At 49.0% G+C, this 13,646-nt stretch carries 7 protein-coding genes and 1 pseudogene; all 8 read right to left on the bottom strand.

Annotated elements, in window-relative coordinates; translation table 11 throughout:
- Positions 1 to 62: 62 nt before the first annotated feature.
- Positions 63 to 1,742: a type IV-A pilus assembly ATPase PilB gene (pilB, locus tag DBY95_RS06075; protein ID WP_107723736.1), complete on the bottom strand. Its 1,680-nt coding sequence runs from the start codon at positions 1,740 to 1,742 to the stop codon at positions 63 to 65.
- A gap of 392 nt (positions 1,743 to 2,134) precedes the next feature.
- On the bottom strand, positions 2,135 to 3,196 hold the full coding sequence (locus DBY95_RS06070) for a DNA polymerase beta superfamily protein (RefSeq protein ID WP_107723735.1): 1,062 nt from the start codon (positions 3,194 to 3,196) through the stop codon (positions 2,135 to 2,137).
- 14 nt (positions 3,197 to 3,210) lie between these two features.
- Positions 3,211 to 3,969 carry a nucleotidyltransferase domain-containing protein gene (locus DBY95_RS06065; RefSeq protein ID WP_107723734.1) on the bottom strand — a complete coding sequence of 253 codons (759 nt, stop codon included), beginning with the start codon at positions 3,967 to 3,969 and terminating at the stop codon, positions 3,211 to 3,213.
- Positions 3,970 to 4,020: 51 nt separating this feature from the next.
- On the bottom strand, positions 4,021 to 7,119 hold the full coding sequence (locus tag DBY95_RS06060) for a type I restriction endonuclease subunit R (protein WP_107723733.1): 3,099 nt from the start codon (positions 7,117 to 7,119) through the stop codon (positions 4,021 to 4,023).
- A gap of 78 nt (positions 7,120 to 7,197) precedes the next feature.
- Complete coding sequence (locus DBY95_RS06055; RefSeq protein WP_199903866.1) at positions 7,198 to 8,352, bottom strand: restriction endonuclease subunit S; 1,155 nt, start codon at positions 8,350 to 8,352, stop codon at positions 7,198 to 7,200.
- A 132-nt stretch (positions 8,353 to 8,484) separates the two neighbouring features.
- Positions 8,485 to 8,568: pseudogene (locus DBY95_RS06050) on the bottom strand (DNA-damage-inducible D domain protein); the annotation flags it as partial.
- 116 nt (positions 8,569 to 8,684) lie between these two features.
- A complete protein-coding gene (locus DBY95_RS06045; RefSeq protein ID WP_107723732.1) occupies positions 8,685 to 10,226 on the bottom strand; it encodes a type I restriction-modification system subunit M in 1,542 nt (513 codons plus the stop codon).
- 200 nt (positions 10,227 to 10,426) lie between these two features.
- On the bottom strand, positions 10,427 to 13,642 hold the full coding sequence (carB, locus tag DBY95_RS06040) for a carbamoyl-phosphate synthase large subunit (RefSeq protein WP_107723731.1): 3,216 nt from the start codon (positions 13,640 to 13,642) through the stop codon (positions 10,427 to 10,429).
- Between the last annotated feature and the right edge of the window lie 4 nt (positions 13,643 to 13,646).

The raw sequence follows: 13,646 nt of genomic DNA, 5'->3' as shown, positions 1-13,646 counted from the left end.
TAAGAAATAAAGCGGACTGTTTCCCCGTGCCGCTTTATTTTAATTTTCGAAAATATGGCAGTTTAGTCATTGGTATGAGCAGTCACTTCTTCCAACGAGGTCAGGCCTTGCATGACTTTCATGAGGCCGGCGCGACGCAAGTCTACCATGCCTTCCTGATAGGCCATGTTCATGATATCAACTTCTGTACCGTTGTTCATAATGACTTTTTGCATTTCATCGCTGACCGGCATGACTTCATAAATACCGACGCGGCCTTTAAAGCCTTTGCCACGGCAGCTGTCGCAACCAACCGGGCGGTAGAGTTTCCAATCTTGAGCCAAGTCCGCATCGGTAAAGCCGGCTTTTTTCAATGCCGGAACCGGCGGGCGCTCAACTTCGCGTTTGCAGTTCGGGCACAGTCTGCGCAACAGCCTTTGCGCCATAATCAGGCTGACCGAGCTGGCGATGTTGAAAGGCGCAACACCCATGTTCAAAAGGCGGGACAGCGTGGCCGGTGCATTATTGGTATGCAGGGTCGAGAAAACCATGTGGCCGGTTTGTGCGGCTTTAATGGCAATGTCGGCGGTTTCCAAGTCACGAATCTCACCGACCATAATAATATCAGGATCTTGACGCAAGAAGGATCGGAGTGCGGTGGCAAACGTCAGGCCTTGTTTTTCATTGACGTTGACTTGGTTGACGCCTGGTAGGTTAATCTCGGCCGGATCCTCTGCCGTTGAAATGTTGACATCTTCCGTGTTCAAAATGCTCAGGCAGGTATAGAGCGAAACGGTTTTACCCGAACCTGTCGGACCGGTAACCAACACCATGCCGTAAGGGCGGTTGATGGCCTCAAGCAGCATTTCTTTTTGGAAAGGCTCTAAGCCGAGTTGGTCGATATTGAGCGATGTACCATCGGAATTTAGGATACGCATCACCACTTTTTCGCCGAATAATGTCGGCAAAGTGCTGACACGGAAGTCAATCGGACGGCCGTGTTTGTGGAAGGCAATTTGAATTCTGCCGTCTTGCGGAATACGTTTTTCAGAAATATCCAAACGCGCCATCACTTTGATGCGCGATGCCAACTGGCCGCGCACGGCGACAGGCGGCTGTACGACTTCGCGTAATTGTCCGTCCACGCGGAAACGGACGCGTGCTATTTGCTCGTAGAATTCAAAGTGGATGTCCGATGCGCCCGCGTTCAGGGCATCGGATAAGGTTTTGTGGATGAAACGGGGGATAGGACCGTCTTCAGCTTCTTCATTGTCGATATAAAGCGATTGAGATTGCTGCGTTGCTTCATGTTCGTCGTTGATTTCTTTCAGAATGGTGGTCGAACGTTGGCCCAACCATTCCAGCAATGAGCTGAGCTGGTCGTCTGGAACCACTACCAAGTCGACACTTAAACCTGAAGCAAAAGCGATTTTTTGAAAGTTTTGGATTTGGGTCGGATCGGATACGGCGAAATAAACCTTGCGTCCGCGTTTGAAAATCGGAATGCAACGATTTTGCACCATTTGCTCTTCCGTCAGAATGTCGCTGACTACATTATTGCGCGGGTAGTAGTGCAAATCCAAAAGAGGATAGCTGAATATGCGCGCGACTAACTCTCCCAAAGCTTTAGGGGAGATGATGCCGTCTGAAAATAGGTTGGGCAGGATTTCTTTGCCCGATTGTAAAAGGCTGTTGTAATGTTCCGCTTGTTGATTTGAGATGGTCTGGCTTTGAACCAAAACACGCAATAATCCGACACTCATTTTATTTTCCGTTTCTTGTGCAGTTTTCCCTTTAATTTAGAGGAAAGCCGTATTATTTTATCATTATTATGATTAAAGCATATATTTAATTATGCAAATCTGCTTAAGTTGCAAAGACATGCTTCTGCTTTAATTGTATTTTTATTTCAGACGGCCATTATAAAGCAAGGGGAATAGGCGTTAAACTCGATATTTTGGGATTATGATGAAAAAACAACAATTTTGTCGTATGAATCCAATCAATAACGAAATTATATTTCATGTTGCTATTGCTTGTTTGGAGATGGCAGAAAAGGTTGTTTTGATGGACAGACGGTTGGAATTTGAAATATGAAAATGCCGTCTGAAAAGAGGAAACACATAATTTCAGACGGCCTTTGTTTTTGATTCTCTTATCCGTAAATCTTGGTTCGGATTCCAACAAGGGAATTGATTGCCAAACTGCTGTTTACAGCTTCCGGTAGATCGGACTGGGCGAACAAATTTTCTACTTCGTTAACCAATGTTTCTGCACGCGCCAACAGTTCATTGTAAGGAAAAGAACCGCGCTTGATGGCCAGTAATTCGTCACGATTGGGACGGCGTGGCCGGATTTCGCCATAAAGGGCAATATCGCGCGCGGTTTCAAGCAGGCGGAAGATGTGCATCATATTTTTTGCATCGTAACCTTGGCCGTGCGCCTGCGTGCCTTGATAGCGTGTTTCGTTGCGTTCTGTCAGCCATTGTTGATAAGAGGCATATTCGCGGCAGTAGCTGCTGTATCCGTCTTGGTTGAAGGATAGATGGGCAAGCGGTGTTTCGCCTTCTGGAATGGTGCTGAGTGAAAGCGTTGTGGCTTCGGGTTTGGGTGCAATACCGTGGTAGCCAAGTGTGCCGTCGGTATCGTAAAACAGGGCATAAAGTTCTCGGGCGTGGGCTATTTTGATTAAGCCTACACGCCTTTGTTCCATTCCGCGTTGTGCAAGCCAGTACTGTAACGGTACGGTTTGCCTGCCTTCTATGATGTGGCAGAAATCAAGGATGCTTTTCTTTTCAGACGGCATCGGATTGCTGATTTTTTTATTCAATCCCCGTGCTTTTTTAATTTGTCCGTAAGCATAACCTGCAAAACTTTGCTGGCAGGTTTTGGAGATAAACCATTCGGTTTTGAACGCATCCATCAATGGCGAACGGTATCGCACACAGTCGGAAGGGGAAGCCAGCAGCTCCAGCGTGTTCGGATTGCTTTGCAGCAGCAATTCGATAAACCGTCCCAGTTCGTAATACACAATGTCGTTGGTTTCATTGCTGATTTGTGGGATGTATTCCATGCCGTAAAACATGAATTTGGGCAGATAAAACACGCCTTTGATGTCGGTATCGGACTCGGGCGTTGCCAAACCGTAGGCGCGGCTGCCGGACACGGCTTCAAGCAGAATCAGGTTTTGCGTGTACAAGTCTTCGAGGGTCAGCATATTCAGACGGCCTTTTATGGATAAATGCTTGCCAAGGTGGAGCGGAACAATTCGTTCAAAGGCCCGCTATCAGCAGGTTCGGCAGCAGGGGCAGACAAGGCAGAAACTTCGTTATATAGGTCAACAGTCAGCTTTTGCAGCTCTGGCGATAATGTGTGCAGATAACTTTCGTCTTGTCCTGTTTTTAATGCGACTAGATCAGTAATTTGGGTAGCACAATCTGTCTGCCACTCATTCATCAACTCAACCAAAGTCATTGGCGGAATACCGCCTTGTTTCACTGCCCAGCGAGCCGCCAATAAAGGGCGCAAGACGTAAAACCATTTTTTCAATTTAATCGGCTGTGCCAAATCCATGGCTTTCAAAGCATTGCCAGCGATACCGCGATAATGGTGCAACAACGCGGCGGCTTGGACGTATTGGGGAGCAAGTTCGTTCAGACGGCCTATGAATGCCTCATCTTGTGTATAAACAATCGGAGAACGCAGCCATTCCAGCAATACGGCATTGCTTTTTCTCAACAGGCGCAAAGCCTTGCGGATGTCCCAACCGCCTACGTCAAACCATTGGTTTTCAATAAATTCAAAAGTATCTTTTGCTTCATCAATTTGCAGATAATATTCTTGCGGGCGGATATAAATGGTGCGAACGTCATAATCGCTGTCGGGCGAAGCAAAGCCCCATGCGCGGCTTCCGCTCTCCGCCGCCAGCAGAAAATGCAGTGGTTCGGCAAGTGAAATTTGAGTCAGTTTTTCTTGAATAGTTTGTTTCATGATGTTTCCAGAAAAAAGCCGTCTGAAAACCTAAAGTTTCCAGACGACATTTTAAATATTTTTCCCTATGCCTTTAAATTTCTCTATAAACACAGAAATTTTTTGGAAGACACTTTGTTTTTTCGTTAAATACTGTGGGTTGAGCGGGCTCATTTTAGGCAGGGCTTCGGTTAGTTCCGTTCCGTTTTCACTGGCATAGCCGCGTTTGAGTGAGCTGGTTAAATAGCGTTTGGCGGCGGTTTCGTTCAGGCCTTCGGCGGCAATCAGCTCTGCTGCTTCGCTCTTCATCACTTCTTGCGCGTATGCGTAAAAGGTTTCTAGTATGGTAGGAACGTCGGGGACTTTATCCAAATCCGTATCGTTGATGAAATCCACAATCAGGCTCTCTTTGGCGCGGTGGCCGATGCTGGCGCGGATGATACGGCGGATTTCTTCTACCAGCTCCGCTTTGCCTTTGATTTTTTTGTGGTGCTCGAAAACCAGTTGCAGGATGTAATCCAGATTGATTTCCTGCGATTTGAGCAAATCCACCTCAAAAACCACATCGTCCCAATCGATTTTTGATTGCTCTTTCTGTTCGCCTGCTTTTTGGCGGCGCAGCCAGTCTCGGATGTCGTTATAGGCGGAACGGTAATCCTGCACGGCTCTTTCAGACGGCATCGGCACTTGCCGCATTTCCTGCACGTCTTCATCGCTCAAGTAGTATTTTTCCTGAAACGCCTTCATAGCATCTTCGTCCGCCGCATCCACATTCTGCAACTCACACAGCGCGGCAAATTCATCGTAGTTCTGCAATACGTTTTCCGCTCTCAGGTATTCGCCGAAGAGTTTGGCAAAATCTTTTTTGTCTTTTTCCGTTTCGATTTTGTCGGGATCGGGGAAACGCTCGTGTAATTCTTTTGCTATATCTAGATAACCGCGCCGTGCTTCGCCAGTCTGATCATCGGTATAGCCGTTCATGTATTCTTCGTAGCTTTTTTCCAGTACGACGTTTTTGGTGTTTTTGTCGCCGAATAGAGTTATCGCATCAATGGTTGCCTGCTCCAAATCGCGGAAGCAGACAATATTGCCGAAGGTTTTGGTGGCATCGTAAATGCGGTTGGTGCGAGAAAACGCCTGCATCAGGCCGTGATAGCGCAGATTTTTATCGACAAACAGCGTATTCAGCGTCGGCGCGTCAAAACCCGTCAAAAACATGCCGACCACAATCAGCAAATCCACTTCCTGGTTTTTCACCCGTTTTGCCAAATCGCGGTAGTAGTTCTGAAAGGCTTTGCTGTCCGTGCCGAAATTGGTTTTGAAACAGGCGTTGTAATCGTTGATGGCAGCCTGCAAAAATTCTTTCGCGCTGCTGTCCATCGCTTCCGGTTCGAAGGTCTCGTCAACAATTTCACCGACGGCGTTTTGCTCTTCGTTGGCTGCAAAGGAAAAAATGGTGGCCACTTTCAGCGGGTTCAGGCTGCCTGCCTGTTGTGTTTTGAACGCTTCGTAATAGCACTTCGCCGCATCCACGCTGCTGACGGCAAGCATGGCGTTAAAGCCCTTGCCGCCCGCATTCAAGCGGTGCGTTTTCTGCCTGAACTGGTTCAGGATATATTGCGTGATTTCGCGGATGCGTTCGGGATGCAGCAGGGCTTGGCGGTTTTCGGCGGCACTTAGTTTTTTCTCGTCCTGTTCCGCTTCCACGGCTTTGAACTGCGGGCGCACATCGTTGTAATCCACTTTGAATTTCAATACTTTTTCATCGCGGATGGCATCGGTAATCACATAAGAATGCAGCTCCCGCCCGAACACGCCCGCCGTGGTTTCCGCGCCCAAAGCGTTTTCGGGAAAAATCGGCGTACCGGTAAAGCCGAACTGGCAGAATTTTTTAAATTTCTTTTTCAGATTTTTTTGCGCTTCGCCAAATTGCGAACGGTGGCATTCGTCGAAAATAAAGACAACCTGCTGGTGATAAACCGGCAGATTATCTTCACCCTTCATCAGGTTATTCAGCTTTTGAATGGTGGTAACGATGATTTTGTTGTCGTCTTTTTCCAAATTGCGTTTCAAGCCCGCCGTGCTTTCCGAACCATTCACGCTGTCGGGCGAAAAACGTTGGTATTCTTTCATCGTCTGATAGTCCAAATCCTTCCTGTCCACCACGAAGAAAACCTTGTCGATAAACGCCGATTCCGTCGCCAGACGCGCCGCCTTAAAGCTGGTCAGCGTTTTGCCGCTGCCCGTGGTATGCCAAACATAGCCGCCGCTTTCCGGCTTGCTCCAATTCTTCGCCTGTGCCGAACTGTTGATTTTCCACAAAATGCGTTCGGCAGCGGCAATCTGATACGGCCGCATAATCAGCAGCGTATCATTCGCATCGAACACGCTGTAATGCAGCAAAACGCTCAGCAATACGCTTTTCTGCAGGAACGTGGCGGTAAAGTCTTTCAAATCCTTAATCGGATTATTGTCCGACCGCGCCCAATTCATCGTGAAATCAAAGCTGTTTTTGTCGCGCTTGGTGGTGTTGGCGAAATAGCGCGTGTCCGTGCCGTTGGAAATCACGAAGATTTGCAGGAATTTGAACAACGAATTTTCGCTGTTGAAGCTCTCTTTGCTGTAACGGTGCACCTGATTGAATGCTTCACGCACCGCCACGCCGCGCTTTTTCAATTCAATCTGCACCAGCGGCAAGCCGTTTACCAACACGGTAACGTCATAGCGGTTTGCATGCGTGCCCGTCTGCTCAAACTGGTTGATAACCTGCACATGGTTGCGGGCAAGGTTTTTCTTGTCCAGCAGATAAATGTTTTTCAGACGGCCGTCATCAAAAGCGAAATCATAGATATGGTCGTCGTGGATTTTGCGGGTTTTATCGGTAATGTTTTCAGACGGCCTGTCCAGATATTCCGTTAAAAACCTCGCCCATTCGCCGTCTGAAAACGCCACATCGTTCAGCCGCTGCAACTGGGCGCGCAGGTTTTCCAGCAGCCTGCTTTGGCTGTTCAAGTCTTTGCGGTATTCGTACCCCTGATTCTGCAAATCGGTGATTAACTCCGCTTCCAACTGGTTTTCCGATTGGTAGCTGCCCGACTGTTCGATTTTTTCATATTGGTCAAGCACGATGAAATTCGGCGTTTCGGCGATGGGTTTGGTTTCGAGGTTCACGGGTCGTCCTTTGCGGTATCGGGTTTTAAACGGTTTGATGTTCGGATTGGGCTACCTGAAAATGTGCAGGCTGCTTTTTCAGGCTGCCTTGGGGAAGGCAAGCAGCTGTTCGCGGTAATATTCGTATTGTTTGCGGCGCAGGGCGATTTCGTGCGGCAGGCCTTCGCTGATGGAGTGGGTCAGGGTGTCGAATTTGTCTAGGATGGCGGCAATTTTTTCCTGTTCGGGGAGCGGAGGGATGGGGATTTTAAGGGATTTAAGTTGACCAGCTGTAAGAAGGGGTTGTCCTGCTCCTCGTGCAAATTGATTTAATTTCATATTTTTTAATACGTAAAACAAATATCCAAATAGAATGTTATCTTTATTATCAATAATTAAGGTATTGTCTGAAACATCATATTCACCTTCTCCAATATGAACAAAACCAGCATTTGCACCTACACGAGCTACCAAAATGTGTTGTTTGCCATAAACTTTTTCATTTGTTTTTCCAATAACTCCCGTCGATCCATAAATGGGATAAATACCATTTATATCTCTTTTTTTGTTTTTCCCGGAAGAAATATTATGGCAAACCTCCCCTAACGTTTTCCAAACCACATCTTTCAGACGGCCTTTATAGCTATCAGCTATCCCCCCTCCGATTTGATTGTCAAAATCTAAAAGAAAGTCGCGGTAATACTGGTATTGGCGTTTGCGCAGGGCTAATTCTGCTTCCAGCGTAGCTTCCAGCGTAGCTTCCAGCTCGGTGAATTTATCAAGTATTTTTACAATTTTTTGCTGAGTTTCCAGGGGCGGGATGGGGATTTTTATTTCTAACATCTTTGCCTTTGTTAACTTTGCTCTATCTCCTCCTACTAAATAAGGGATAAAATTCATCTGTCTCAAATAATGAAATAGAAATCTATTATTCAATAGTTTATTACCCTGAACAACATGAACGTGATTATTCGCCCAAAATTTTCCTACTACCCATTGAATAGAATAATTAGTTAAGCTGGCAGAGCCATCTTCTGCAATTAGTAAAAATTCTCCATCGTGCGTATATCCATCAACATAGTCCTGGATATTATTTGCACCATAATAAGGAATTTTGCCTGCGACACGTAAAGATGCTTTAACAGGCTTCCTTAAGTTATCTGCAATAAGACACACCTCCCCCAACGGCTTCCACTCCACCGGTGCCGTCTGAATCATCTCAATCAATTTTTTCGCTTTGCTTTGCATATCCATGGTTGTTTTCCGTTTCTTTCCCGCTGCGGCGGGATGTGGGGCGGTTTTGTCCGCCGTAGGGTGGGCTTCAGCCCACCAATCCGCCTGCTGTTTTGCCGTTGTTTCGGTGGGCTGAAGCCCACCCTACTTTGTCTGCAAGGTGCGCGCCGACCAATATTCATTGCCTGTTTCGTCGATGTGTTTGGCGTTTTCAAAAGCGTTGTTTTCTGTTGTCATGTATTTTTCCCCGAAAATTTCTTGATTTGAACTTGTAAGGATTGCTTACAGGTTGCCGCCCGTATTTTCAGACGGCCTCTTTCTCATTCAGTTGTTGCAAAACATGCAACAACTGCCTAGGCCTCAATCTCTGTAATCACTTCGTCAATTTCACGCCGCAGCCGTTCGATTTTGGCGACGGTTTCGCTGATTTCGGCGTTGAGCTGTTTGATGTCGACGGCTTCGCGGGTGTCTTCGGCTTCGACATAGCTGCTAACGGCGAGGTTGTAGCCGTTGTCTTTGACGGTTTGCTGGGCAGCGTTTTGGGTGATATGCGGCACATCGGCTTTATCGGCGAAGAGTTTGACGATTTCAGCAATGTGTTCTTCGGTTAAGACGTTGTTGTTGGTTTCTTTTTTGAAGAAGCCGCTTGCGTCGATGAATTGGATGTCGGTATTGTCTTTGTGTTTGGACAAAACCAGGATATTGACGGCGATGCTGGTGCCGTAAAAGAGATTGGGCGCAAGGGCAATCACGGTTTCCACGTAGTTGCCCTCCACTAGATATTGGCGGATTTTCTGCTCTGCACCACCGCGATAGAAAATGCCGGGGAATGAGACGATGGCTGCGCGGCCTCTGCCGGAAAGGTAGTTCAGTGCGTGCAGGATGAAGGCAAAATCGGCTTTGGATTTCGGGGCGAGTACGCCTGCGGGGGCAAAGCGGTCGTCGTTGATTAAGGTGGGGTCGTCGCTGCCTATCCAGTTGATGGAATAAGGCGGATTGGAAACGATGGCATCAAAGGGTTTGCTGTCTTTGAGCTTGGGATTGGTCAGTGTGTCGCCCAATTCGATATGGAATTGGTTGTAATTGATGTTGTGCAGGAACATGTTCATGCGGGCGAGGTTGTAGGTGGTGTGGTTGATTTCCTGCCCGAAGAAGCCTTCTTCGATGATGTGCTCGTCAAACTGTTTTTTCGCCTGCAAGAGCAGGCTACCCGAGCCGCAAGCGGGGTCGTAGATTTTGTTGACTTTCTCCTGCCCGTGCACCGCCAGCCGCGCAATCAGTTTGGATACGCTTTGCGGGGTGAAAAATTCGCCGCCGGATTTGCCTGCGTTAGCGGCGTAGTTGGAAATCAGGTATTCGTAGGCATCGCCGAAAAGGTCGATGTGGTGGTCTTCAAAACTGCCGAAATCAAGTTCCGCCACGCCTTTGAGGACGGCGGCAAGGCGTTTGTTTTTGTCGGCAACAGTGCTGCCGAGCCGGCTACTGGTGGTGTCGAAGTCATCAAACAGGCCTTTGATGTCTTGTTCGGACGGATAGCCGGAGGCGGAGCTTTCAATCGCAGTAAAAATTTCTTTCAGCTTGGTGTTGAGCTCTTCGTTTTGATGAGCTTCGGCGGCAATATTGCAAAAAAGCTGGCTGGGGTAGATGAAATAGCCTTTGACTTTGACGGCATCATCTTTGATTTCAGGCGTGATGATGCTGTCGGACATGGCGGTGTAATCAATACTGCTGTCGCCAGCCTGCATATAGTCGGTGAAGTTTTCGCTGATAAAGCGGTAGAAAAGTGTGCCGAGAACGTATTGTTTAAAGTCCCAGCCATCCACCGCACCGCGTACTTCATCGGCGATTTTCCAAATTTGGCGGTGTAGTTGAGCGCGTTGTTGTGTGGCGGACATTAGACGTTTCCTTATTGTTGTGAGAGGATAAGTTTGGCCGTCTGAAAAGTTGGGAACCAGCCTTTCAGACGGCCTCATATGTAATAAACGTATGGGTAACTATCAAGATGAATTTCAGTAATCATGGATTCAGTCATAAATCCAATCTGTGGATCTGAATTGCATCTTCTTGGGCTGAATTAAAACAGTCCAAATTTCCCTTACTTCATTGCTTTTAATCGGCCATGCAATTCCTGTACGCTGTACACGCCCAAGTGTTCGCGGCTTTTTGCGCCTTCGCTCATGGCTTCGCCGCCGGCGATGGTGGTGTATTGCGGTACGCGTTGGGTGAGGGAGGTGCGGCGGATACTGTGGCTGTCGGTAACAGATTGTACTGTGCTGCCGACGGTGTTGACCACCAGTGCGATTTCGCCATTTTTAATTGCGTCCACGATGTGTGGGCGGCCTTCCTGCACTTTGTTGACCGCTTGCACGATGATGCCGTGTTCTTTCAAGTATTCGGCGGTACCGCGAGTGGCGCAGACACCGTAGCCGAGTGCTTGGAAGTTTTGTGCGGTTTTGACGATGAGCGGTTTGTCTTCGTCGCGTACGGCGAGGAATACTTTACCGGTTGTGCTTAAGCGTTCGCCTGCGCCGAGTTGGGCTTTGAAGTAGGCTTCGCCGAAGCTTGCGCCTACGCCCATGACTTCGCCGGTAGAGCGCATTTCAGGGCCGAGAATGGTGTCCACACCCGGGAATTTGATGAATGGGAACACGGCTTCTTTAACGGCGTAGAAGTCTGGGATGACTTCTTTTTCTACGCCTTGCTCTTTCAGTGAAATGCCTGCCATCACGCGTGCGCCGACTTTGGCGAGCGGTACGCCGGTAGCTTTGGATACGAACGGTACGGTACGGCTGGCGCGTGGGTTCACTTCCAGTACGAAGACCACGCCGTCTTGTACGGCAAACTGTACGTTCATCAAGCCGACCACGCCCAGTGCGTATGCCATGGCTTTGGTTTGACGGCGGATTTCGTCTTGAATTTCTTCGTCCAATGAGTATGGAGGCAATGAACAGCCGGAGTCGCCGGAGTGGATACCTGCTTGTTCGACGTGTTGCATGATGCCGCCGATCACGACGTCTTGGCCGTCTGAAACGCAGTCTACGTCTACTTCGATGGCGTTGTTCAAGAAGAAGTCGAGCAATACAGGGCTGTCTTCGGAAACTTGTACGGCTTCGCGCATGTATTTTTGCAACTCTTCGGCTGAGTGAACAATCTGCATGGCGCGGCCGCCGAGTACGTAAGAAGGACGGACAACCAACGGATAACCGATTTCTTCGGCTTTAACGAGGGCTTCTTCTTCGTTGTGGGCGATGCGGTTAGGCGGTTGACGCAGGCCTAAGTCGTTCAATACTTTTTGGAAGCGTTCGCGGTCTTCGGCAGCGTCGATGCTGTCGGCAGATGTGCCGATGATGTTCACGCCGTTTGCCACCAAGGCATTGGCCAGTTTGAGCGGGGTTTGGCCGCCGTAATGAACAATCACGCCCCATGGGTTTTCGGTGCGGACGATTTCCAATACGTCTTCCAATGTCAGCGGCTCGAAGTACAGGCGGTCGCTGGTGTCGAAGTCGGTTGATACGGTTTCCGGGTTGCAGTTGACCATGATGGTTTCAAAACCGGATTCGCGCAGGGCGAGTGCGGCATGAACGCAACAGTAGTCAAATTCGATACCTTGGCCGATACGGTTTGGACCGCCGCCGAGAATCATTACTTTTTTACGGTCGGAAGGACGGGATTCGCATTCTTCTTCGTAAGTGGAGTAGAGATAGGCGGTTTCAGTGGCAAACTCGGCGGCGCAGGTGTCAACGCGTTTGTAAACCGGATGCAGGTTCAGCGCGTAGCGGTGTTCACGGACTTCTTTTTCGCTTACGTTCAATAATTGTGCCAAACGTTTGTCAGAGAAGCCTTTGCGTTTCAGACGGCGTAAAGCGGCATAATCCAAGTCTTGCAACTGGCCGTTTGAAACAGATTTTTCTTCTTTCACCAAGTCTTCGATTTGCGCCAAGAACCAAGGATCGATGGCGCAGATTTCGTGGATTTCTTCCAGTGTGAAGCCTGTGCGGAACGCGTCTGCTACAAAAAGCATACGCTCAGGGCCCGGGTTGGCCAGCTCGCGACGGATTTCCGCTTTGTCTTCGCTGCGCGGATTGAAGCCGCACAAGCCGGTTTCCAAGCCGCGCAGGGCTTTTTGGAAGCTTTCCTGAATGGTGCGGCCCATTGCCATTACTTCGCCCACAGATTTCATCTGCGTGGTCAGGCGGTCGTCTGCGGCAGGGAATTTTTCAAAGGCGAAACGCGGGATTTTGGTTACGACATAGTCGATGGAAGGCTCGAATGACGCGGGCGTACGGCCGCCGGTAATGTCGTTGCGCAACTCGTCCAGCGTAAAGCCGACAGCCAGTTTGGCCGCTACTTTGGCAATCGGGAAGCCCGTTGCTTTAGATGCCAACGCAGAAGAACGGCTTACGCGTGGGTTCATCTCAATGACAATCATCTCGCCGTTTTCAGGGTTCACCGCAAACTGAACGTTTGAGCCACCGGTATCCACGCCGATTTCGCGCAACACTGCCAACGAAGCATTACGCATGATTTGGTATTCTTTGTCGGTCAATGTTTGTGCAGGCGCAACAGTGATGGAGTCGCCGGTATGCACGCCCATCGGGTCGAAGTTTTCAATCGAGCAAATGATGATGCAGTTGTCGTTCTTATCGCGTACAACTTCCATCTCGTACTCTTTCCAGCCGAGAACAGACTGCTCAATCAGCAATTCATGCGTGGGCGACGCATCAAAACCACGTTCGCAAATTGCCAAAAATTCGTCTTTATTGTAGGCAATGCCGCCGCCCGAACCACCCATCGTGAAAGAAGGACGAATCAGGGTAGGGAAGCCGACCTGTTCTTGCGCTGCCAAAGCCTCGTTCATGGTGTGGCAGACAAAAGATTTCGGGCAAGACAAACCGATTTTTTCCATCGCTTCTTTAAAGCGGCCGCGGTCTTCCGCCTTGTCGATCGCGTCTTCCGTCGCGCCAATCAGCTCGACATTGTATTTCGCCAGCACGCCGTTGCGCGCCAAATCCAGCGCACAGTTCAGCGCGGTCTGACCGCCCATGGTAGGTAGAATCGCGTCAGGACGCTCTTTGGCGATAATTTTTTCTACCGTCTGCCACATAATCGGCTCGATGTAGGTAACATCGGCCATTTCAGGGTCGGTCATAATCGTGGCAGGGTTGGAGTTTACCAAAATGACTTTATAGCCTTCTTCACGCAAGGCTTTGCAGGCCTGTGCGCCCGAATAGTCAAATTCGCAGGCCTGACCGATAACGATAGGGCCGGCGCCGATGATAAGGATGGATTTTAGGTCGGTACGTTTAGGCATGATG

Source organism: Neisseria subflava (genome assembly GCF_003044935.1).
GTDB lineage: Bacteria > Pseudomonadota > Gammaproteobacteria > Burkholderiales > Neisseriaceae > Neisseria > Neisseria subflava_E.
The sequence above is the reverse complement of the archived record's forward strand: the minus strand, read 5'-3'. Positions and strand labels throughout refer to the sequence as shown.

Coding starts and splice junctions, on each gene's coding strand:
- pilB (WP_107723736.1), bottom strand. CDS start 1,742: ATGAGTGTCGGATTATTGCGTGTTTTGGTTCAAAGCCAGACCATCTCA.
- DBY95_RS06070 (WP_107723735.1), bottom strand. CDS start 3,196: ATGCTGACCCTCGAAGACTTGTACACGCAAAACCTGATTCTGCTTGAA.
- DBY95_RS06065 (WP_107723734.1), bottom strand. CDS start 3,969: ATGAAACAAACTATTCAAGAAAAACTGACTCAAATTTCACTTGCCGAA.
- DBY95_RS06055 (WP_199903866.1), bottom strand. CDS start 8,352: ATGGATATGCAAAGCAAAGCGAAAAAATTGATTGAGATGATTCAGACG.
- DBY95_RS06045 (WP_107723732.1), bottom strand. CDS start 10,226: ATGTCCGCCACACAACAACGCGCTCAACTACACCGCCAAATTTGGAAA.
- carB (WP_107723731.1), bottom strand. CDS start 13,642: ATGCCTAAACGTACCGACCTAAAATCCATCCTTATCATCGGCGCCGGC.